The organism is Bradyrhizobium sp. IC4060, assembly GCF_020193715.1.
Classification (GTDB): Bacteria; Pseudomonadota; Alphaproteobacteria; order Rhizobiales; family Xanthobacteraceae; genus Bradyrhizobium; species Bradyrhizobium yuanmingense.
This window is the reverse complement of the sequence record NZ_JADYVJ010000014.1, coordinates 1-21,511: the sequence shown is the minus strand read 5'-3', so window position 1 is coordinate 21,511 and position 21,511 is coordinate 1. Positions and strand designations below refer to the sequence as shown.

Annotated in this window: 21 protein-coding genes; 9 read left to right on the top strand and 12 right to left on the bottom strand. The window is 64.9% G+C overall.

Going from position 1 to position 21,511, the window contains the following annotated elements:
- Window positions 1-347 precede the first annotated feature (347 nt).
- Window positions 348-1,364, bottom strand: coding sequence for a 1-aminocyclopropane-1-carboxylate deaminase (locus tag I6F16_RS31685; RefSeq protein ID WP_036014767.1), 1,017 nt, complete (start codon window positions 1,362-1,364; stop codon window positions 348-350).
- 159 nt (window positions 1,365-1,523) lie between these two features.
- On the opposite strand from I6F16_RS31685, the gene I6F16_RS31680 reads away from it, so the two are divergent.
- From I6F16_RS31680 to I6F16_RS31670, 3 genes are all read left to right on the top strand, one after another.
- Complete coding sequence (locus I6F16_RS31680) at window positions 1,524-1,988, top strand: Lrp/AsnC family transcriptional regulator (RefSeq protein ID WP_057030169.1); 465 nt, start codon at window positions 1,524-1,526, stop codon at window positions 1,986-1,988.
- A gap of 44 nt (window positions 1,989-2,032) precedes the next feature.
- Window positions 2,033-3,196, top strand: coding sequence for a PLP-dependent cysteine synthase family protein (locus I6F16_RS31675; protein ID WP_225113760.1), 1,164 nt, complete (start codon window positions 2,033-2,035; stop codon window positions 3,194-3,196).
- Between the two features lie 109 nt (window positions 3,197-3,305).
- Window positions 3,306-3,866, top strand: coding sequence for a carboxymuconolactone decarboxylase family protein (locus I6F16_RS31670; protein ID WP_036014759.1), 561 nt, complete (start codon window positions 3,306-3,308; stop codon window positions 3,864-3,866).
- Here I6F16_RS31670 and I6F16_RS31665 read toward each other — a convergent pair.
- The gene (locus tag I6F16_RS31665) at window positions 3,863-4,726 is read right to left on the bottom strand and encodes a hypothetical protein (protein ID WP_249785676.1); all 864 of its coding nucleotides are present in this window, start codon (window positions 4,724-4,726) and stop codon (window positions 3,863-3,865) included. The two genes, I6F16_RS31670 and I6F16_RS31665, sit on opposite strands and share 4 nt — an antisense overlap.
- 210 nt (window positions 4,727-4,936) lie before the next feature.
- On the opposite strand from I6F16_RS31665, the gene I6F16_RS31660 reads away from it, so the two are divergent.
- A complete protein-coding gene (locus I6F16_RS31660; protein WP_036014770.1) occupies window positions 4,937-5,185 on the top strand; it encodes a hypothetical protein in 249 nt (82 codons plus the stop codon).
- Window positions 5,186-5,194: 9 nt separating this feature from the next.
- Here I6F16_RS31660 and I6F16_RS31655 read toward each other — a convergent pair whose 3' ends face one another.
- On the bottom strand, window positions 5,195-6,130 hold the full coding sequence (locus I6F16_RS31655) for an alpha/beta hydrolase (RefSeq protein WP_225113762.1): 936 nt from the start codon (window positions 6,128-6,130) through the stop codon (window positions 5,195-5,197).
- Between the two features lie 220 nt (window positions 6,131-6,350).
- Between I6F16_RS31655 and I6F16_RS31650 the strand changes: the two genes are divergently transcribed.
- On the top strand, window positions 6,351-7,238 hold the full coding sequence (locus I6F16_RS31650; protein WP_225113763.1) for a branched-chain amino acid aminotransferase: 888 nt from the start codon (window positions 6,351-6,353) through the stop codon (window positions 7,236-7,238).
- Window positions 7,239-7,342: 104 nt separating this feature from the next.
- Here I6F16_RS31650 and I6F16_RS31645 read toward each other — a convergent pair whose 3' ends face one another.
- Entirely contained in the window at window positions 7,343-7,864 is a 522-nt protein-coding gene (locus tag I6F16_RS31645; RefSeq protein WP_225174282.1) for a class I SAM-dependent methyltransferase, read from the bottom strand.
- A gap of 137 nt (window positions 7,865-8,001) precedes the next feature.
- The gene (gene phaR / locus I6F16_RS31640; protein WP_027577426.1) at window positions 8,002-8,592 is read right to left on the bottom strand and encodes a polyhydroxyalkanoate synthesis repressor PhaR; all 591 of its coding nucleotides are present in this window, start codon (window positions 8,590-8,592) and stop codon (window positions 8,002-8,004) included.
- A gap of 312 nt (window positions 8,593-8,904) precedes the next feature.
- Between phaR and I6F16_RS31635 the strand changes: the two genes are divergently transcribed.
- The 3 genes from I6F16_RS31635 (at window position 8,905) to I6F16_RS31625 (ending at window position 12,064) form a co-directional block, all read left to right on the top strand.
- Window positions 8,905-10,083 carry an acetyl-CoA C-acetyltransferase gene (locus I6F16_RS31635; RefSeq protein WP_036026194.1) on the top strand — a complete coding sequence of 393 codons (1,179 nt, stop codon included), beginning with the start codon at window positions 8,905-8,907 and terminating at the stop codon, window positions 10,081-10,083.
- Between the two features lie 243 nt (window positions 10,084-10,326).
- Window positions 10,327-11,052 carry an acetoacetyl-CoA reductase gene (gene phbB, locus I6F16_RS31630; RefSeq protein WP_036014745.1) on the top strand — a complete coding sequence of 242 codons (726 nt, stop codon included), beginning with the start codon at window positions 10,327-10,329 and terminating at the stop codon, window positions 11,050-11,052.
- Between the two features lie 142 nt (window positions 11,053-11,194).
- Window positions 11,195-12,064, top strand: coding sequence for an EamA family transporter (locus I6F16_RS31625; protein ID WP_057030162.1), 870 nt, complete (start codon window positions 11,195-11,197; stop codon window positions 12,062-12,064).
- A gap of 11 nt (window positions 12,065-12,075) precedes the next feature.
- Here the strand turns inward: I6F16_RS31625 and I6F16_RS31620 are convergent, their stop codons facing one another.
- Together I6F16_RS31620 and gloB are read right to left on the bottom strand one after the other, a co-directional pair.
- Window positions 12,076-12,498: a cupin domain-containing protein gene (locus tag I6F16_RS31620; RefSeq protein WP_057030161.1), complete on the bottom strand. Its 423-nt coding sequence runs from the start codon at window positions 12,496-12,498 to the stop codon at window positions 12,076-12,078.
- 23 nt (window positions 12,499-12,521) lie between these two features.
- A complete protein-coding gene (gene gloB / locus I6F16_RS31615; RefSeq protein WP_225113764.1) occupies window positions 12,522-13,289 on the bottom strand; it encodes a hydroxyacylglutathione hydrolase in 768 nt (255 codons plus the stop codon).
- A gap of 108 nt (window positions 13,290-13,397) precedes the next feature.
- Here gloB and I6F16_RS31610 point away from each other — a divergent pair, with 108 nt between their 5' ends.
- Window positions 13,398-14,144: a methyltransferase domain-containing protein gene (locus I6F16_RS31610; RefSeq protein ID WP_036014737.1), complete on the top strand. Its 747-nt coding sequence runs from the start codon at window positions 13,398-13,400 to the stop codon at window positions 14,142-14,144.
- Window positions 14,145-14,254: 110 nt separating this feature from the next.
- Here I6F16_RS31610 and I6F16_RS31605 read toward each other — a convergent pair whose 3' ends face one another.
- The 5 genes from I6F16_RS31605 to I6F16_RS31585 all read right to left on the bottom strand — a co-directional run bounded on the left by I6F16_RS31605 (window position 14,255) and on the right by I6F16_RS31585 (window position 21,365).
- Window positions 14,255-15,013 (bottom strand): DUF4167 domain-containing protein, encoded by a 759-nt coding sequence (locus tag I6F16_RS31605; protein ID WP_036042629.1) that lies wholly within the window; start codon window positions 15,011-15,013, stop codon window positions 14,255-14,257.
- Between the two features lie 461 nt (window positions 15,014-15,474).
- Entirely contained in the window at window positions 15,475-16,356 is an 882-nt protein-coding gene (prmC, locus tag I6F16_RS31600) for a peptide chain release factor N(5)-glutamine methyltransferase (protein WP_225113765.1), read from the bottom strand.
- Between the two features lie 3 nt (window positions 16,357-16,359).
- On the bottom strand, window positions 16,360-17,445 hold the full coding sequence (gene prfA / locus I6F16_RS31595) for a peptide chain release factor 1 (protein WP_225113766.1): 1,086 nt from the start codon (window positions 17,443-17,445) through the stop codon (window positions 16,360-16,362).
- Between the two features lie 59 nt (window positions 17,446-17,504).
- Window positions 17,505-19,772: a phosphoenolpyruvate--protein phosphotransferase gene (ptsP, locus tag I6F16_RS31590; protein ID WP_036014720.1), complete on the bottom strand. Its 2,268-nt coding sequence runs from the start codon at window positions 19,770-19,772 to the stop codon at window positions 17,505-17,507.
- 336 nt (window positions 19,773-20,108) lie between these two features.
- A complete protein-coding gene (locus I6F16_RS31585; protein WP_225113767.1) occupies window positions 20,109-21,365 on the bottom strand; it encodes an aspartate kinase in 1,257 nt (418 codons plus the stop codon).
- Window positions 21,366-21,511 lie beyond the last annotated feature (146 nt).

The window sequence follows — 21,511 nt, the reverse complement described above, 5'->3', positions numbered from 1 at the left end:
CCTCCATCATCCTCGATGGGTCCGGAGCGAGCACTGGATTGCAAACGGGCGAATAGCCCTCTCTACCGTTCGTGCCCGGACCCAGAAGCGCCGGCGGGCCTCAAGATCTGCACGATCGTTACGATCTTCCGGGACCGCGAGGTCCCGCCGGCGTCTGACCTTCCATCAGGAAGGCGCCAACAACATGCAATCCGGGATCCATAACCACAGGCCGGTGTGATGACGGCAGGCTGGCAACTGCCAGTCCTCGCAAAACGATTGCTGCGGCGTATGGGTCCCGGGCTCGCGACTTCGTCGCGCCCCGGGACGACAGCAGTGTATGACGTGCGAGTGCGCTACGCTCTCACTCACCCATTCCTGAACGCATACGCATATCCGTTCAGCGCCGGCGCGCCGCCAAGATGGGCATAGAGGATCTTCGCGCCCTTCTCGAAATAGCCCTTCTTGGCGAGATCGATCAGGCCCTGCATCGACTTGCCCTCATAGACGGGGTCGGTGATCATGCCTTCGAGGCGCGCGGTGAGGCGGATCGCCTCCTTGGTCTCCTCCGATGGCACACCATAGGCGGGATAGGCGTAGTCCTCGATCAGCACGACGTCGTCAGTGACGAGGTCCTTGCCGAGCTCGACGAGCTTTGCCGTGTTCTGCGCGATCTCGAGCACCTGGGCCTTGGTCTGTGCCGGCGTGAACGACGCATCAATACCGATGACTTTTCGCGCACGGCCGTCCGCCGCAAACCCGACCAGCATGCCGGCATGGGTGGAGCCGGTGACGGTGCAGACGACGATGTAGTCGAACTTGAAGCCGAGCTCGGCTTCCTGCTTGCGCACCTCCTCGGCAAAGCCGACATAGCCGAGGCCGCCGAACTTATGCACGGAGGCACCGGCGGGAATGGCGTAAGGCTTGCCGCCCGCCGCCTTCACTTCCTCGATCGCCTGCTCCCAGCTCTTGCGGATGCCGATATCGAAGCCGTCGTCGACCAGGCGCACGTCGGCGCCCATGATGCGCGAGAGCATGATGTTGCCGACGCGGTCATACACCGCGTCCTCGTGCGGCACCCAGGCTTCCTGCACCAGGCGGCATTTCATGCCGAGCTTGGCCGCGACCGCCGCGATCATGCGGGTGTGGTTCGATTGCACGCCGCCGATTGAGACCAGCGTATCGGCATTGGAGGCGATCGCATCGGGGATAATGTATTCGAGCTTGCGCAGCTTGTTGCCGCCATAGGCGAGGCCGGAATTGCAGTCCTCGCGCTTGGCATAGACCTCGACTTGGCCGCCGAGATGTTTCGACAAGCGCTCCAGCTTCTCGATGGGCGTCGGGCCGAAGGTCAAAGGATAGCGCGGAAATTTGTCCAGCTTCATGGGTCAATCCCGATTGGCGTTGGTGTTGGCGGCTCCCTAGCATCGCGTCGGGAAAATGTGCTCTCGAATATTGCGGCCATGTTGCGCAATTTCTTGCGAAAGTTGCGGCGATAGCTAATATTCCTTCCAGAACAGCATTTTCTTACGGAAGTTTCTTTCATGGCTGCCCGGCTCGACCGCACCGACCTCAAGATATTGAGATTGCTTCAGAATAACGGTCGGCTCAGCAACGCCGAGCTGGCCGAAACGGTCGCGATCAGCCCCGCCACCTGCCATCGTCGCACCCAGCGCCTGTTCGAGGACGGCTTCATCGCCAATGTCCGCGCCATGGTCGCGCCGAAGAAGGTGGCAAAGGGCACGCTGGTGATGGTCGGGGTCGTGCTCGACCGCTCGACGCCGGAAAGCTTTGCCACCTTCGAGCAGGCCGTTGCAAAGCTGAAATTCGTGCTCGACTGCCATCTCGTCGCCGGCGATTTCGATTACTTCCTCAAGATCCGCGTCGGCGACATGGAGGATTTCAACCGCATCCACGGCGAGCAGCTGATCGCGCTCCCCGGCGTGCGCCAGACCCGGACCTTCTTCGTGATGAAGGAAGTCGTCGATAACGCGCCGCTGGAATTTTAGGCGCAGCTATTGATGCGCTATCCGCATCATGAGAGATTCGCCCGATGCAGACATTCCCCTTCCGCCAGCACAATCCGGCCGGGCCGGCCTATCGGCGCGGCTGGGTCGACGAGGCCGTGGCCGCGATCGAGGCCGACCAGTGCCGCACCGCCGACACGCATCTGATCCGGCTGATCGTGCCGGCGCTATCGGGCATCGACATCTATCTGAAGGATGAATCCACGCATCCGACCGGCAGCCTGAAGCATCGCCTCGCGCGCTCGCTGTTCCTCTATGCGCTCTGCAACGGCCACATCCGCGAAGGCACGCCCGTGGTCGAGGCCTCGTCGGGATCGACCGCGGTGTCGGAGGCTTATTTCGCAGAGATGATCGGCGTGCCCTTCTACGCCGTGATGCCGCGCACGACCTCGGCGGAGAAGATCGCCGCGATCGAGCATTATGGCGGCCATTGCCATTTGATCGACGACGGCCGCGCGCTCTATGCGGAAGCCGCCGCGCTCGCCGGCCGCCTGAACGGCCATTACATAGACCAGTTCACCTTCGCCGAGCGCGCCACCGACTGGCGCGGCAACAACAACATTGCCGAATCGATCTTCACGCAATTGGGAGGCGAGCCGCGGCCGATTCCGGACTGGATCGTGATGGGCGCCGGCACCGGTGGCACGTCGGCCACCATCGGACGTTATCTGCGGTATCGGCAATATCCGACCCGGCTGTGCGTCGCCGATGTCGAGCATTCCGCGTTCTTCGATTGCTTCCGCACGCAGGACCGCTCCCGTGTTTGCGACCGCCCGTCGCTGATCGAGGGCGTCGGTCGTCCCCGCTGCGAGCCGTCCTTCGTGCCCGGCGTGGTCGATCGCATGATGAAGATCCCGGATGCGGCAACGGTCGCGGCGATGAACGTGCTGTCGCGACGGCTGCGCCGTGCGGTCGGCGGCTCCACCGGCACCAACTTCCTGGCGCTGTGCCGGCTCGCCTCGGAGATGCGCCAGGCGAGCGTCACGGGATCGCTGGTGACGCTGATCTGCGATTCCGGCGAGCGCTACCGGCAGACCTATTACGAGCCGGGCTGGCTGAAAGCGCGCGGCATAGATCCGACGCCGTTCGAGGCGGCGCTGTCGTCGTTCCTCGCCACAGGTGAGCCACTGACGCTGGACGTCGACGACGTCGTCAATCCCCAAAGCGTGCCAAGCCCCACGGCGTCATAGCCGAGATCTGCCTGGCATTTGCGAAATCGCACGGTCGTCACGGCAACTTCACTTGCCTTGCGCAGGCACGCAGGTGACGGTTGCGTCTTCTCAACGAGGAGACCCTACCGTGCGCCTTCCCATTCTCGATCCGAAAGAGCTGACCGACGAACAGAAGCCGCTCTATGACGACATGCGGGCCGGCATGAAGGACCACTTCAAGGGTTTTGTGAACATGCGCGAGGACGGCGCGCTGCTCGGGCCCTGGAATCCCTGGATCCGCGAGCCGCGCTTCGGCAAGCCGGTGTGGGAGCTGGTCAAGGCGATTGCGTCGAACCCGCTGCTGCCCGCGGCCGTACGCGAGGTCGCGATCCTCGTCACCGGCTCGCATTTCCGCTCCGGTTACGAGCTCTACGCTCATGTGCTGGTGGCCGAGCAGCGTGGCCTCTCCGACGAGAAGCTCGCGACCATCGTTGCCGGCCAGCGGCCGGTGGACCTCACCAAGCAGGAAGCCGTCGCCTACGACATGGCTTCGGCACTGGTCAGCGGCGGCGTGCTGCCGGAGCTGACTTGGCGTGCGGCGGTGAAGGAATTCGGCGAGCACGGCGCGGCCGAGCTGTCCTATCTCGTCGGCGTCTACTGCATGGTCTCGGTCACGCTCAACACCTTCGACGTGCCGGTGCCTGACTAGTTGCGCACGGCGTAGAGCGGTGTGCGCAACGTGACCTGATAGGACGGCTTCGGCATCCAGGCGATCTGCGCGGTGATGCCGAACAGGCGGTTGTCGTTGTCGTCCATGCGATCGAGGTCGAGCCGCAGGACAGGCTGGGTGAAGGATTCCGCGAGCGTCCGGCCCGCGAGCTGCGCGCCGCCGAACGACTGCATGCCGAGGCGCCCGGTGAACTTCCAGTTGCTCGGCCATTGATAGTAGCCGCCGGCATAGAGGATTGTATTCGGCCGGATCGTGGCGAACGGGCTGGCGATGGTGACGGTGGTGTATTGCAGGCCGGCGAGCCAGCCCCGTGTCTCGTCCTCGTCGACCGCGTAGTCGAATTCCACGATGTTGTTGAAGGAGTTCGTCATGCCCTGCTCGTTGGGCACCGACTGCGTCAGGGTCGATTGCAGCGTGATGGTCGGGATCTTCCCGCCATTCTGCTGGTAGAGATCGGCCTGCACGCCGATGTTCCAGCTCGTGATGTCGAAGGACGACCAGCCGCCGCCGATATCCGTCGTCGTGCCGGATACGCCGCCGTAGAGCGAAACGCGGTCGCTGACGTCGACGGTCAGCGGCAGGTCGATCGCAATCGATTTCGCGGCCGGCAGTCCATTCGGCAGCGACGTGCGTCGTTGCGCCGCCAGGGCTTGGAATGCGGCTGACAGAGAGGTGTTGCCGAAGCCGAGCGCGAGCGTGCCTGCGGGGATCGTCGCATGGATGGTGCGGAGATCGAGATAGATGTTCGGGACCGCCGGCTTTTCCTCCTCATCGTCGGCGGCGAAGGCGCCGCCTGCCGGGACCGCGAGACACAGCAGTCCCGCCGCGGCAGCGCGCAACGCACGACGGGATTGGCTGCGAAGAGGCACGTGACGATCCGACGCGTGGCGATTTGAGGGTGGAACCGTTGTTAGATGGAACGTGATCGCGCGCTTGGTCAAGCGCTATCCGCAAGCGATGGACGGCGCGGATGTGCGCGGTTACCCTGGCGTGATCGCACTGACACACTCGCCCGCCACAGTGCAGGCCGAAGAATGGAGGAGACAGCCATGAACACGTCACGCCGCATCCTGCTCACCGGTCTGGCGGGGCTTGCCGTTACTCCCGGTGCTGCGGTGGCTGCTGCACCCATAGCCGAGCCCGGCAAGGCGACTGTTGCGGAGGAACGTTTCGCGCGCACGATTGCGGCGGCGCATGCGCCCGACCGCACCTGCGCATGGCAGGCGGAGCATTATGCGGAAGCGCACTGGCCGGAATATGTCGCGGCGGCGCGCGCGGTGATCGGCGCGCGCGTATGATTGACGCTGTCAGGTCTTCACCGCGCGCCGCACCTGTTCGCCGATTTGCGACAGCACGAGCTGTGCCTGCGGCAGGATTGCGCCCATGGCGTGGAAATTGTGAACCATGCCATCGTGGCAGACATGCTCGACCGCGACCCCCGCGGCGAGCAGCTTGCGGGCATAGGCATTGCCCTCGTCACGCATCGGGTCATATTCGGCGGTGTGGATGATTGCGGTCGGCAGGCCCGTGAGGCGTGTTGCGCGCAAGGGAGAGACGCGGGGATCGGCGGTATCGATGCCGTCAGGCAGATAATCGGAAAGATCGGCTTCGATCGTGGCGCGATCGATCAGATGGCCCTCGGCAAAGGCCTCGCGCGAAGGCGAGGTTTCCTCGAAATCCAGCACCGGGCAGATCAGGCACTGCGCGGCGATGGAGAGGCCGGCGGTCTGCGCCGCCTCCTGGCACACGATGGCTGCGAGTGTGGCGCCGGCGGAATCGCCGCCGATCACCAGGCGATTGGCGTCGATGCCGAGCGATGCGGCCTCGCGCGCCACCCATTCGGTGGCGGCGATCGCATCTTCGACCGCAGCGGGGAATCGGTGCTCCGGCGCGAGCCGGTAGTCGACCGACACGAGGCGGCAGCCGGTGGCATGCGCCAACGCGGCCGCGATGCGCTCGTGCGTCGCAATGCTGCCGGCGACGAGCCCGCCGCCATGAAAGAACACGAAGCCCGGTGCGGGCGCTTCAGTGTCTGCCGGCGTGTAGAGGCGATAGGGCAGCTCGCCGCCGGGACCGGGCAGCTTGCCGTCGGATATCGTCACATCCGGCGCCTCGGCCCGGGCGAACTGCATCAGCTTTGCCAGCGATTGCCGCCGCACCTCCACACTCGGCCGGCTCCGCGCCTGCGGCGCAGCCGCAGCCATCATGGTCAACAAACGCTTTGCGAGCGGATCGAGCGGCATGGATTCTTCCTTCTCCCCTTGTGGGAGAAGGTGGCGCGCAGCGCCGGATGAGGGGTTTTCTCCGCAGGTGAGTTCGCGGATGGATACCCCTCACCCGTCTCGCCGCTACGCGGCGAGCCACCCTCTCCCACAAGGGGAGAGGGTAACTCACCATTTCCTCGCAGCAAATCGTTTAGAAATTGGGACAATAGTGCCGGATCGTTCGAAAAGGAGGCCGGTCATGGCCGAGATCAAGAAGCCCATCGACTACTCGCCGAGCTGGACCTTCTTCGAGGGCAAATGGCACGAGGGCAACGTGCCGATCATGGGGCCGCGCACGCATGCGGCCTGGCTCGGCTCGATCGTGTTCGACGGCGCTCGCGCTTTCGAGGGCGTCGCACCGGATCTCGATCGTCACGTCGCCCGCGCCAATCAATCCGCGATCAGTTTCGGCCTGAAGCCGGTGGTCGATACCGACACCTGGCTGACGCTCGCGAACGAAGGCATCGCGCGCTTTGCCGGAAATGCCGAGCTCTATATCCGTCCGATGTACTGGGCGCAGAACGGAAGCGGCGGCGGCGTGCTGTTCGACCCCGAGACCACCAATTGGTGCCTGTGCATCTACGAAGCGCCGATGCCAAAGCCCGTCGGCAACGCGATCACCTTGTCGCCGTTTCGTAGGCCGACGGCCGAATGCGCGCCGGTCGAAGCCAAGGCCGCGTGCCTCTACCCGAACAATTCGCGCGCACTCGCCGAAGCTGCGTCGCGCGGCTTCCAGAACGCGCTGATGCTCGACATGCTCGGCAACGTCGCCGAGTTCGGCAATTCCAACGTGTTCATGGCCAGGGATGGCGTGGTGTTCACGCCGGTGCCGAACGGCACCTTCCTCAACGGCATCACGCGCCAGCGCGTCATCAGCCTGCTTCGCGCCGACGGCGTCACCGTGGTCGAGAAGACGCTGCGCTACGCCGATTTCCTGACCGCCGACGAGATCTTTTCGACCGGCAATTTCGCCAAGGTCGCGCCCGTGATCCGCATCGACGAGCGCGAGCTGAAGCCGGGCCCGTTCTACGCCAAGGCGCGCAAGCTCTACTGGGACTTTGCGCATGCGATGAAGATGGCGGCTTGATCCGGAGTCTCTGTCGTCATGCCCGGGCTTGTCCCGGGGATCCACGTTCTTCGCGTCGCGCGTCAAGACGTGGATGGCCGGGTCAAGCCCGGCCATGACGAGAACTATTTCTGCCGCCGAAACCGGCTGAACTGAAACGCCTGCGTCGAATGCCACGGCGTGTGGTGCGTCTCGCTGCGCGTCTCGACCAGTTTAAATTCCGGCCCGAGCTCCGCCGCAAGGCTGGCGCTGTCATGGCGCTGCACCGGCAGGCCGCTGCATTTCTCGGGACCGTCGGGTGCAAACGTCGCAATGATGACGTGGCCGCCAGGTCTGACCGCCGACCGCAGGCGCTCCACGTAAGCGACCTTGTCGCGCGGGTCAGTCAGGAAGTGAAACGCTGCGCGATCGTGCCAGACATCGTAGGTCCTGGTCGGACGCCACGTCGTGGCATCGGCGACGATCCAGTCGACCGTCGAAGCGGCCGGACCGATGCGCTTCTTCGCCGCCGCGAGCGCATTGGCAGAAAGATCCAGCACGGCGATGTCGCGATAGCCGTCCTGCAACAGCGCATCGACCAGGCGCGATGCGCCGCCGCCGACATCGATGATGGTCGTGTCGCGATCGGAGCCGGCTGCGCGAATCATCGCGAGCGAGATCGCGGGGCTATCCTGATACCAGCTGACCTCGGCCTCGCCCTTCGTGGCGTAGACATGGTCCCAATGGTTGCTTCGGTCAGACGTGGCTCGCCCTCCCGCGTACAGGGGCCGGCGCGAATGAAAGACTATTCGTCCTTCTTCGACATCCGCTCGAGGCGCTCCTGCATTTCCTTCATCTGCTGGCGCAGCTCGTCGATGTTGCTGTCCTTCGGCGCCTCGGCATTCGCATCGGGCTCCGGCTCGGGCGTGGCCGCCGGACGAGGCGCTGCGAACGGCTTGAACATCGAGAAGGTCTGCTGGAACAGCTCCATGTTGCGGCGGACTTGCTCTTCCAACGGAGCAAAAGGAGTGCCGGACAGCGTATTGGCGATCTGTTTGCGGAACTTCTCCTGCTCCTGGGTCAGGGTCGCGATCGACTGCTCCAGATATTTCGGCACCACCATCTGCATGCTGTCGCCATAGAAGCGGATCAGCTGGCGAAGGAAGGTGGTCGGCAACAGGTTCTGGCCGGCCTTGTTCTCCTGCTCGAAGATGATCTGGGCGAGCACGGAGCGGGTGATGTCGTCGCCGGTCTTGGCGTCATAGACCAGGAAGTCTTCGCCGTCCTTGACCATCGCGGCGAGGTCTTCGAGCGTCACATAGGTGCTCGTTCCGGTGTTATAGAGCCGGCGGTTCGCGTATTTCTTGATTGTGGTGGGTTGGTCTGATTTCGCCATGGGCTCTCACTTGCAAACGCGGAGAACGGGAACCTGTCGGGCAATGCCGCAGGGCGGGAAGAGTACGCAACGCAACAAAATAAGCATTTTCAAAGGGCTCACGCTACCGTTTTGTGCGGCACGGTTAATTGCAGAGCAAAATCCTGCTTGCGAAAACGCCAAGAACGCTATTTTGAATGCGCTGCGGTATGAATTCGGGCCCCGGCCGATTGACATGCCTCAACGACGTTAACAGGATGGCTGACGAGACTGGCGATCGCTTTCCAGCCCGCCTGCCCCCTTCACAAGAACCTCAAGCCCCAGGAGATGCCCATGTCAGACGATGTCGTCATCGTCAGCGCCGCCCGCACCCCGGTCGGAAGCTTCAACGGAGCGTTCGCGACCCTTCCCGCCCATGACCTCGGCGCCGTTGCCATCAAGGCCGCGCTGGAGCGCGCCGGCATCGAGCCCGGCCGGGTCTCCGAAGTGATCATGGGTCAGATCCTGACCGCCGCCCAAGGCCAGAACCCGGCCCGCCAGGCGTCGATCGGCGCCGGCATTCCGGTGGAGAGCCCGGCTTGGGGCGTCAATCAGCTGTGCGGCTCGGGCCTGCGCACGGTTGCGCTCGGCTACCAGGCGCTGCTCAACGGCGATTCCGAGATCGTGGTCGCCGGCGGGCAGGAATCGATGAGCATGGCCCCGCACGCCCAGCATCTGCGCGGCGGCGTGAAGATGGGCGGCCTCGAGCTGGTCGACACCATGATCAAGGACGGCCTGTGGGATGCCTTCAACGGCTACCACATGGGCAACACCGCCGAGAACGTCGCGCGGCAATGGCAGATCACCCGCGCCCAGCAGGACGAGTTCGCCGTGGCCTCGCAGCAGAAGGCCGAGGCGGCGCAGAAGGCCGGCAAGTTCAACGACGAGATCGTCCCCGTCACCATCAAGACCCGCAAGGGCGACGTCGTCGTCAGCGCCGACGAATATCCGCGCCATGGCGCCACGCTCGACGCGATGGCCAAGCTCAAGCCCGCCTTCGAGAAGGATGGCACGGTGACCGCGGGCTCGGCCTCGGGCATCAACGACGGCGCTGCCGCCGTGGTGCTGATGACCGCCAAGCAGGCCGCCAAGGAAGGCAAGAAGCCGCTGGCGCGGATCGTGTCCTGGGCGCAGGCCGGCGTCGATCCGAAGATCATGGGCTCGGGCCCGATCCCGGCCTCGCGCGCCGCGCTGAAGAAGGCCGGCTGGAGCGTCGGCGATCTCGATTTGATCGAGGCCAACGAAGCCTTCGCGGCACAGGCCTGCGCGGTCAACAAGGACCTCGGCTGGGATACCTCCAAGGTCAACGTCAACGGCGGTGCGATCGCGATCGGCCATCCGGTCGGCGCGTCCGGCGCACGCGTGCTGGTGACGCTGCTGCACGAAATGCAGAAGCGCGATTCGAAGAAGGGCTTGGCCACGCTGTGCATCGGCGGCGGCATGGGTATCGCCATGTGTGTGGCGCGCGACTGATCTTACGCGCAGCTGACGGGTGCGCCGCACACGTCAGCGCGTGCGTTGCACGCGACTAAAAAGGCAGCGGTTGCAAATCAAATATTCTTCGCAACCCGACAAGCCTCGACTAAAGAAAAACGCCCGGCTCGATGCCGGGCGTTTTGTTCTTGATGTCCGTCAAACCAACCGCATAATCCGTAGCTAAAAAGCGATCACGTCAGAAAAGTCCGAAGCGTCCAAGGAAGAGGGAAGGAATACGACATGGCACGTGTTGCATTGGTGACGGGTGGTACGCGGGGCATCGGTGCTGCGATCAGCAAGGCGCTGAAGGCCGCCGGCTACAAGGTTGCGGCGAGCTATGCCGGCAACGACGCTGCCGCGGAGAAATTCAAGGCCGAGACCGGCATTGCGGTTTACAAGTGGGACGTCAGCAGTTTCGAGGCCTGCGCCGAGGGCGTGAAGAAGGTCGAGGCCGAGGTCGGCCCGGTCGACGTGCTGGTCAACAATGCCGGCATCACCAAGGACGGTGCCTTCCACAAGATGACGCTTGAGCAGTGGAACGCCGTCATCAACACCAATCTCGGCTCGCTGTTCAACATGTCGCGCCAGGTGATCGAAGGCATGCGCGGGCGCAAGTTCGGTCGCATCATCAACATTTCCTCGATCAACGGCCAGAAGGGGCAGTTCGGACAGGTCAACTACTCCGCAGCGAAAGCCGGCGAGATCGGTTTCACCAAGGCCCTGGCGCTGGAGAACGCCAAGGGCGGCATCACCGTGAATGCGATCTGTCCCGGCTACATCAATACCGAGATGGTGCAGGCAGTGCCGAAGGACGTGCTGGAGAAGGCGATCCTGCCGCTGATTCCGATCGGCCGTCTCGGCGAGCCCGAAGAGATCGCGCGGGCCGTCGTGTTCCTCGCCGCGGATGAGGCCGGCGCCATCACCGGCTCGACGCTGTCGGTCAACGGCGGCCAGTACATGGTGTGATGCGATCGCATCACGCAGGCTGATATTGTCCACATCGTCATGCCCGGGCTTGTCCCGGGCATCCACGGCCTTACAACAGCCGTCGCCACGGAAGAACGTGGATGGCCGGGACAAGCCCGGCCATGACGGAAACATTGGGCCAATGACTCCCCGTACTGCCACGCTGATCGGTCTGACCGCGATCCTGATGTGGTCGCTGCTGTCGGTGATGACGGTGGCGACCGGAAAGATCCCGGCGTTTCAGCTCGCTGCGATGACCTTCGCGATCGGCGGTGTCGTCGGCCTGCTCACCTGGATCGGGCGGAGCGAGGCGGCGAGAAGCTTGCGGCAACCGCTCGCCGTCTGGATCGTCGGCGTCGGCGGCCTGTTTGGCTATCACGCGCTGTATTTCCTCGCGCTGCGCTTCGCCCCGCCGGCGGAAGCCGGCCTTCTGAATTACCTGTGGCCGCTCTTGATCGTGCTGTTCTCGTCCTTCCTGCCGGGCGAGCGGCTGGCGGCGCACCACATCATCGGCGCCGTGCTCGGCCTCGTCGGCACGGTGCTGCTGTTCGCCGGCAACACCAGCGGTTTTGCGCCTGGAGCTGTGCCCGGTCTCATCGCGGCCTTCATCGCGGCGTTCGTCTGGGCGACCTATTCGGTGCTGTCGCGCCGGTTGAAAGCGGTGCCGACCGATGCGGTCGCGGGCTTCTGTCTTGCCACGGCAATATTGGCCGCGCTGATGCATGGCCTGCTTGAAGCCACGGTCTGGCCGGAGACCACGGTGCAATGGCTCTCGGTCATCGCACTCGGCATCGGCCCGGTCGGTGCCGCGTTCTACGCCTGGGACATCGGCATGAAGCGCGGTGACATCCGTGTGCTCGGCGCCGCCTCCTACGCGACGCCATTGCTCTCGACGGGATTCCTCATCGCTGCCGGTTTCGCCAAGGCCAGCGCCAACATCGCCCTTGCTGCGATCCTCATTGCCGGGGGCGGCCTGATCGCGGCCAAGGACATGGTGCTGCGGAAGCGATGATTGGAGCGGAGCTACGGCTCCCAGCCGGACGGCGCGAGCTCGAAGCCTGCGAACTCGAATGCGGGCGCCACGGTGCAGCCGACCAGCGTCCACTCGCCGGTGGTTTCCGCCATCTGCCAGGCCAGCGCAGGCACGATCGCCTGCGGCCGCTCACCGCCGCCGAGGTCGGCGCCGAGCCGCACCTCGTGCTGCGAGCAGCCGTCATGGGCGATGCGCAGCGTCAAGGGGCTGCCGGCGTAATAGTGCCACGTCTCCACCGCATCGACGCGATGCCAGTGCGAACGCTCGCCGCGCGCGAGCAGGAAGTAGATCAGCGTCGAGCGCGAACGCCCGTTGGCGTCCGTGCTCTGGTCGCGAAACGTCTCGCGATAATGTCCGCCTTCCGGATGCGGGCGGAGCTCGAGGCGTGCGATGATCTCGGCTGCGGTCGGCATCGATCCTCGTCGGGATGTGTGCTTCAGGACTTGTTCTTGCGCTCGCGCAGCTCGCCGAACACCGCAGCCGGATCCGCGCCCTTCATATGCAGCCTGGCCGCGACCGCCGGCTCATCGGCGCGCAGGAACACGTTGGCGCGCTTCTCCTCGCCGAGCAGCGAGGGAATGGTCGGCTTGTTCTCGGCGCGCAGCTTTGTCACCTCCGCGGCGCGCGCCTGCAGCGCCGCGTTGTCCGGCTCGATCGTGAGCGCGAACTTGACGTTGGAGGCCGTATATTCGTGGCCGCAATAGAGCTTGAAGTCGTCGGGCAGGGCGCGCAGCTTCAGCAGCGAATCCCACATCATCGGATAGGTGCCCTCGAACACGCGGCCGCAGCCGATCGAGAACAGCGTGTCGGCGGCGAACACCGTCTTCTCATTGTCGAACACGTAGGAGATGTGGTCGAGCGTGTGGCCGGGCGTCTCCACGACACGCGCCAGCAGATTGCCGATCTTGACCACGTCGGCATTGGCGACGCGTTGGTCGACGTTGGCGATTTTCGTGGTCTTGTCGTGCGGCGCGACGACGCGGCAATTGTATTTCTGCTTGAGCTCGGCGACCCCGCCGACATGATCGCCATGATGATGGGTGATCAGGATGTCGGTGAGCTGCCAGCCCTCGCGCTCCAGGGCCTTGAGGATCGGGCCGGCCTCCGGCGCGTCGATCGAGGCCGTCGCTTTGGTTTCCACATCGTGGATCAGATAACCGAAATTGTCGTTTAAACAGTTGAAAGTACGAATTTCGGCGGCCATGTCATCTCCATCGCGCTCAGCCCCGCCAGACAAATATGGCGTTAACGTTGCGCAGGCAATGCAATATTCCGCGCGCAGCGGCGCCCTGGCGCATGTTACATTGCGGTCATGACCATCGACGTCGTCGACCTCCGCGAGTTCTATTCCCGCCGCCTCGGCATCGTGGCGCGGCAAATGATCAATCGCGGCATCAGGGAGCGTTGGCCCAGCGCCGAGGGCCAGCGCGTGCTCGGCGTCGGCTATCCCACACCCTATCTGGGGTTGTTCCGCGAGGACGCCGAGCGCTGCCTCGCCTTCATGCCGGCGGCGCAGGGTGTCCTGAAATGGCCGACGGGACGGCCCGCGCTGGCCTCGCTGGTGGATGAGTTCTCGCTGCCGCTTCCCGACGCCGCGGTCGACCGAATTCTCCTGGTGCACGCGCTGGAGATGTCGGACGATCCGGCCGCATTGCTGCGCGAGGTGTGGCGCGTGCTGTCGCCCTCTGGGCGCGTCATCGCCGTGATCCCGAACCGGCGTGGGGTGTGGACCCGCACCGACAGCACGCCGTTCGGCCATGGCCGGCCCTATTCGCGCTCGCAGATCACCGAGCTGTTGCGCCAGACCTGGTTCACGCCGACCGCTTGGGGCGAGGCACTGTTCATGCCACCTTACGCCGGCGGCTGGGTGTTGAAATCGGCCCAGATGTGGGAACGTGCCGGTGCCGCGCTGTCACTGCCCTTTGCCGGCGTCCACATCGTGGAGGCGACCAAGCAGGTCTACCGCGCGATCCCCGCCAAGCGCGAGCGGGCGCGGCTGATTCCCTCGCTCGCCAAGCCCGTGCTGGTGCCATCCTCGACGACGGTGACGCGCAGTTAGCTTCACCTCTCCCTTCGGGAGAGGTGGGCCTGTGCCCGGCCAACGCACAGCATCAAAAGCAAATCGTCCCGGCGAGGCCGGGACGATTCGAGTCGGAAAGTCAGAAGAGCTTACTCGCCCGGGGCGACTTCGTCGCTGGAAGCGACCGGAGCGGCTTCACGCTCCGGGCGCGGGCCATGCGGCCGGCGCCGCCGGCGCGGATAGCGCTCGCCGCCACCGCCGCCCTCGAAGCCGCCCTGATTGCCGTTCACCTGCGGCTGCGCGCCGGTGATGAAGGAGGGTAGGCGGTCGACGCCGCCATCGGCGATGACAGGCTGCGGCTGGTTGGCGGGTTGCGGCTGATATTGCGGCTGCGGACGGTGATCGCGTTCGCGGTGCTCGCGCGGCTGCTGATTGTCGCGCTGATAGGGCGGCTGGTTGTCGCGCGGCTGGTGATCACGCTGGTGATGATCGCGTTGGCCGTCGCGGTCGCGCATGAAGGGCTGCGGCTGGGGCTGCGGGACGAAGCCGGGCTCCTGGCCGAAGGCCGAGAAATTCTCACCGTCGTCCTCGCCCTCGTCGCTGCTGGCGATGGGCTCATCGCCGCGCGGCTGCTGGTTCTGACGGAACTGCTCCTGAGCCGCCGCGATCAGGCGGAAATAATGCTCGGCGTGCTGGTAGTAGTTCTCGGCTGCAACGGGATCGCCGGAGGAGCGCGCGTCACGTGCAAGCTGGAGATACTTTTCGGCGATGTGCGAAGCAGTGCCGCGAATCTTGATGTCGGGTCCGTTGGATTCGTAGACCCGGGTCATCGGGTTCTGGCCGCGCCGGTTGTTGTTGTTATTGTTGTTGCGGTTGCGCATCCGCTGCTTGTTCTGACCGTTTCTCATGTCCTGCCTTCAATTCCAGCCCTAAAGGTTGCACGCATTACTGATTGCTAGGAGTGACCTGGTGACAGTGGCTCACATGTCTTGCGCGCACCGCGCAAAAGCGGATCCAACCCTGCCGATGTTCGTCGACCGTCGCGTTCAACAAAGACGCGTTCCCCACCCGCCAGCATCCATTGCCAGCGAACCCATTCATTTCGCCTGCCGAAACAAGCCCAGCTTTCTTGCGTAAGTGTTCAAGCGCAATATCAGGCTTTCGTTCACTTGCGGTCGGAGAGAGCAGCGCAGCTCCACGGGCCATCGCGCTCAACAGGACCTGCGGCTTGGAACCTTCAATCAGTAAAGCTCTCGCCCGAGAGCCCGGCTTTCGCCCGTAGGTCTACGGGGCCGGCACCGATGTGTTGACCGGAACGTAGTCGTTCCCACGGGATATTCCAAGTGGTTTTTGCAGGCCAATCGGGCTTTTATGGGGGCATTTTTCGGGCCGAAACGGCCCGCGGAATGCCCGCCAAGTCGGCCTTGGGTGACCTGTCCAGCGATAACGCGGCGGCCCTCATCAAGGTTTCAATATTTTGGGCCTGGCCCTGTCCGGCCTCGACGACCAGGGCGCCGCCGGGGGCGAGCCGCTCGCTCGCCTGCGGGATCAGGGCGCGATAGGCGTCGTATCCGTCATTGCCGCCGTCGAGCGCCAGATGCGGGTCGTGCTCGCGCACCTCGACGCTCAATTTCGGAATTTCAGCCGAGGGAATATAGGGCGGATTCGACACGATGAGGTCGAACGGGCCACCGAGCGCCGCGGCGTAGGAGCAGGCGACGAAGGCGGCGCGGTCGGCGAGTCCCAGCGCCGCGGCATTGTCCCTGGCGGTCATGAGCGCGTTCTGGCTGAGATCGGTACCGACGCCGAACGCATCGGGGATTTCGTGCAACAGCGCGAGCAGGATCGCGCCCGAGCCGGTGCCGATGTCGGCGATCCGCGGCGGGTGAGATGCCTGCCGCTCGCGGAGAATCTCGAGCGCAAGCTCGACCACGGTCTCGGTATCGGGGCGCGGCACCAGGGTTGCTTCCGACAGGCGGAACGGCAAGCCCCAGAATTCGCGCGTCCCGAGAATGCGCGACACCGGCTCGCCGGCGATGCGGCGCTGTGCATGTTGCGTGAGCCGCGATGCTTCGGCCGCGGTCAGGAGACGGGCCGCCTGCGTGACCAGGCTGGTGAGGTCGAGGCCGAGTGCCGCACTGATCAGGATGCGCGCGTCGAGCTCGGCTTCGTCGAGCCGTGCCGATCTCAGTTGCGCAGCCAGCGCCCGCCGCGCGCTCTCGATGGATTGTCCGGTGAAGGGGTTGCTCACGCCTCAGGCCGCCGCGCCTTGCGCAGCGAGCTGTGCGGCCTGGTGCTCCGTCGTCAGTGCGTCGATCAGTTCGCCGAGCGCTTCACCCGCGATCACCTGCGGCAGCTTGTAGAGCGTGAGGTTGATGCGATGATCGGTGACGCGTCCTTGCGGAAAATTGTAGGTGCGGATGCGCTCGGAGCGGTCGCCGGAGCCGACCTTCTCCTTGCGCTCGGCCGAGCGCGCCGCCTCGACGCGTTGCCGCTCGGCGTCATAGATGCGCGAGCGCAGGATGTTCATGGCGGAGGCGCGATTCTTGTGCTGCGAGCGGCTGTCCTGCATCATCACCACGATGCCGGTCGGGATGTGGGTGATGCGGATCGCCGATTCCGTCTTGTTGACGTGCTGGCCACCGGCGCCCCCTGCGCGCATGGTTTCGATGCGCAGGTCGTCGTTCTTGATGTCCACGTCGACGTCCTCGACCTCGGGCAGCACGGCGACCGTCGCGGCGGAGGTGTGGATGCGCCCCTGCGTCTCGGTGTCGGGCACGCGCTGCACGCGGTGCACGCCGGATTCAAATTTCAGCTTGGAGAATGCGCCGCGGCCCTGGATCTCGGCGATGATTTCCTTGTAGCCGCCGACGGTGCCTTCACTGGCGGAGATCACCTCGACCTTCCAGCCCTGCAAGCTGGCGAAGCGCTCGTACATCCGGAACAGGTCGCCGGCGAACAGCGAAGCCTCGTCGCCGCCGGTGCCGGCGCGGATTTCCAGCATGACGTTGCGGTCGTCCATGGCGTCCTTGGGCAGGAGCGCGACGCGGATCTTCTGGACCAGTTCCTCGATTTTCGGCGCGAGCTCGTCGCGTTCGGCTTCCGCCATGCCGCGCATCTCGGCATCGGTGGCGGCATCGGCGATCAACGCGTCGGTGTCGGCGAGCTCCTTGACGGCGGCGCGATAGGACTTCACCGCCTCGATCAGGGGCGTGAGCTCGGCGAGCTCGCGCGTGATCTGCACGTAACGCTCGGAGGCGAGCTGTCCGAGCGATTCGGCCTCGAGCGAAGCGTGATGCGCGAGCAGGACGTCCAGTTTGGCTTCGGGAAGTGACGACATCGGTTCTGTCTCAAAGTGCGGAAGGAGGCGAGGGCGGCGGGAAGCTGGCGACAGGCCCGCTACAACGCAAGGCCCTCGGCCTCGGCAAATTCCGTCAACTTCTGCCGGATCGAGACGCTGCCCGCAGGCGCATCCAGCAGAGGGCCCAGCATCGCTTCGGCCTTCTTGGCGTCGAGGTCGAGCACCATCGCCTTGACCGGGCCGAGCGCGGTCGCCGAGAGCGAGAGCGAGCGGTAGCCCAGCGCAATCAGCGCCAGTGCGCCGATCGGCTTGGAGGCCATCTCGCCGCACAGCGAGAGCGACTTCTGCGCCGCGTGCGCCTTGCGCGCGATGTCACGCAAGGCGCGCATGATCGGCGCCGACATGGTGTCGAAGCGCTCGGAGACCTTGGCGTTGCCGCGGTCGACCGCGAACAGGAACTGGAACAGATCGTTGGAGCCGACCGAGATGAAATCGACCTTCTTCAATAGCTCGTCGAGCTGGTAGAGTAGGGCGGGCACCTCGACCATGGTGCCGATGTCGATTCGTTCAGGCAGCGTGTGGCCGTGCTGGCGGAGGTATGTGAGCTCGCGCTCGACCAGCGCCTTGGCCGAGTCGAATTCGGCGACCTCCGAGATCATCGGGAACATGATGCGCAGCGCGCGGCCGCCGCCGGCGCGCAGCAGCGCGCGGATTTGGCCGCGCAACAGGCCGGGACGATCGAGCCCGAGCCGGATCGCGCGCCAGCCGAGCGCGGGGTTTTCCTCGATCACCGCTTCCATATAGGGCAGCGCCTTGTCGCCGCCGATATCGAGCGTGCGGAAGGTGACGGGCTTAGGTCCGGCGGCATCGAGCACGGTGCGATAGAGCGCGAGCTGGTCGCTGGTGCGCGGCAGGCTCTGACCGACCATGAATTGCAGCTCGGTGCGGAACAGGCCGATGCCGGCACTGCCGGTGTCCTCGATATGCGGCAGGTCGATCGCAAGACCTGCGTTGATCATCAGCTCGACCTTCTGGCCGTCCCTGGTGACGCAGGGCCGGTCGCGCAGCGCCAGGTACTGCGCCTGGCGGCGGGCGCGGAAGCGCACGCGCTCGGCGAAGGCCGCCTCGATCTCCTGCGACGGGCGCACATAGATCGAGCCCGAGGTGCCGTCGACGATGATGGCGTCGCCGGGATCGGCGATTCCAGGCGCGTTCGGCACCTCGCCGACCGCAGGGATGCCCAGCGCCCGCGCCACGATCGAGACGTGCGAGTTCGCGGTGCCTTCCTCCAGCACGATGCCGCGCAGGCGCTTGCGGTCGTAGTCGAGCAGCGCCGCCGGGCCCATCGCGCGGGCGATGACGATGGCGTTGTCGGGCAGCTGCTCGCGCGAGGGCGCATGATCCTGGCCGACCAGCTGCCGCATCAGGCGGTAGCCGAGGTCTTCCAGATCGTGCAGCCGGTCGCGCAAATAGGGGTCGGTCGAGCGCAGCATGCGCGCGCGGGTGTCCGACTGGACGCGCTCGACCGCGGCTTCCGCGGTGAGGCCGGTCGCGACCGCCTCGTGCAGCTTGTGCGACCAGCCCTGGTCGTTGGCGAACATGCGATAGGCTTCAAGCACCTCACGGTGCTCGCCGCCTTCGGCGACGTCGCCGCGCTCCAGCATGCGGTCGAGATCGGCACGCAGCTTGGCGAGCGCAGTATCGAGCCGCTTGATCTCCTTCGGCAGGTCTTCGGCGATGTAGTCCTTGATGACGACGCGCGGCTCGTGCAGCACGACATGGCCGAGCGCGATGCCCTCCGACAGGATGGCACCGACTTTCTGCGCCGAATGGCGCGCCGCCGGCTCCTGGCCCGGCTGCGCCAGCGCGGAGAGTTCGCCGGAGGCGATCAGCTCGGCCAGCACCATCGCGGTGGTCTGGAGCGCCTCGAGCTCCTCCTCGACATAATTGCGCTTGGCGCGATTCTGCACCACCAGCACGCCGAGCGTGTTGCCGGCGCGCAGGATCGGCACGCCGAGGAAGGAATGGTAGATTTCTTCGCCGGTCTCGGGCCGGAACGAGAACGCCGGGTGGCTCTGCGCGTCGCTCAAATTGAGCGGCGTCGCCTCGCTGGCGACGAGGCCGACCAGGCCCTCATGGGCGCTGAGCACGGTGTGGTGCACCGCCTCGCGGTTGAGACCTTCGGTGGCGTAGAGCTCGAGCGTATTGTCGATGCGCAGCACATAGACCGAGCACACCTCGGCCACCATGTTGGCGGCGATCAGCACCACGATCTTGTCCAGCCGCTCCTGGGCCGAGACCTGCTCCGCCATGGTCTCGCGGAGCCGTCTCAACAAGACGCGGGGACCTCCCGACGCGCTCCGCATGAACCGTCAATCTCCTCCATCGGCCGGGCCCGGCGATATCGGCCGGCGGCTGGACCAAAATTCCAGAAAAACAATCAAATTGTTTGTCCGGCGCAGGCACAAGCCCAAATCCACGGGAGATTGAGTGCTCGTACCGAATCAGCGCCGCCTGAACTGGGACACAGTCTGCGGCAGCCCACCCTGTCCGCCGTATAGCGAATTGAGGCTTGTTTTGCCAAGCAAAACGCCTGCCAAACGCGAAGGTGTGTACACCTTCGCGTTTGCTGCGACCGCTAAGAGAAAATTAGCCTTTTGGCACTGTCCGGAAAAGTGCGAAGCGGTTTTCCGGAAAGACCGTCAGGTCTGATCGAGACCGTAGAGCGTATGCAAGGTGCGCACCGCAAGCTCGGTATAGGCGGTATCGATCAAGATCGAAAATTTGATCTCGGAGGTTGTAATGGCCCGAATGTTGATGTTCCGCCCGGCGAGCGCCGAGAACGCCTGGGCGGCGACGCCGGCATGGCTGCGCATGCCGCTGCCGATCACCGAGATCTTGGCGACATCGGTGGCGGTATCGAGCCGCGCATAGCCGATCTTGGCCTTGGCTGCGGTAATCGTATCCTTGGCGCGGGTGAAGTCGGCGGCCGGCACGGTGAAGGTGAGGTCGGTGGTCTTGCCGTCCTCGGACACATTCTGCACGATCATGTCGACGTTGATATTGGCATCAGCCAGCGGGCCGAAGATCGAGGCCGCAACGCCGGGCTTGTCCTCGATCTGGCGCACCGAGATCTGAGCCTCGTCCTTGGAGAAGGCGATACCGGTGACGACGTGGCTTTCCATGATCTCCTCCTCGCTGCAGATCAGCGTGCCGGGCGGCTGGTTGGCATGCGGGTCGATATCCTCGGGCTTATCGAAGCTCGAGCGGACGAAGATCGGCATGTTGTGGACCATGCCGAGTTCCACCGAGCGGACCTGGAGCACCTTGGCGCCCTGCGAGGCCAGTTCCAGCATGTCTTCGAATGCGATCTTGTCGAGCCTCTTGGCCTTCGGCACGATTCGCGGGTCGGTGGTGTAGACGCCGTCGACGTCGGTGTAGATGTCGCAGCGGTCGGCCTTGACGGCGGCGGCGATCGCCACGGCCGAGGTGTCGGAGCCGCCACGGCCGAGCGTGGTGATGCGACCCGTCTCGGGGTTGATGCCCTGGAAGCCGGCGATGACCGCGACCTCCTTTCGGTCCTTGAAGCGCTTGATGATCTCGCTGCCGTCGATGTCCTCGATCCGGGCCGAGGCATGGGCGTCGCTGGTCTTGATCGGGATCTGCCAGCCCTGCCACGAGCGGGCTTGGATGCCCATGCCCTGGAGCACGATGGCAAGAAGGCCGGACGTCACCTGTTCGCCCGAGGCGACCACGGCGTCATATTCGCGCGCGTCGTGCATCGGCGAGGCCTCGGTGCACCAGGCGACCAGCTCGTTGGTCTTGCCGGCCATCGCCGAGACGACCACGGCCACTTCGTGGCCGGCATCGACCTCACGCTTCACATGGCGTGCGACGTTGCGGATACGTTCGATGTTGGCGACGGACGTGCCGCCGAATTTCATCACGAGGCGGCTCATGACGGCGCGTGCATTCCTTCATAAGGATCAGTATGGTGGCCCGCACTGGACGGGTGCCTCGGGGACACCGACCGCGCGTATACAGAGCGGCGGGGCCGGGGGCAAGCGGGTTCCTGCCTCTTTCTTCTATCCCCCTTTTTCTTTTC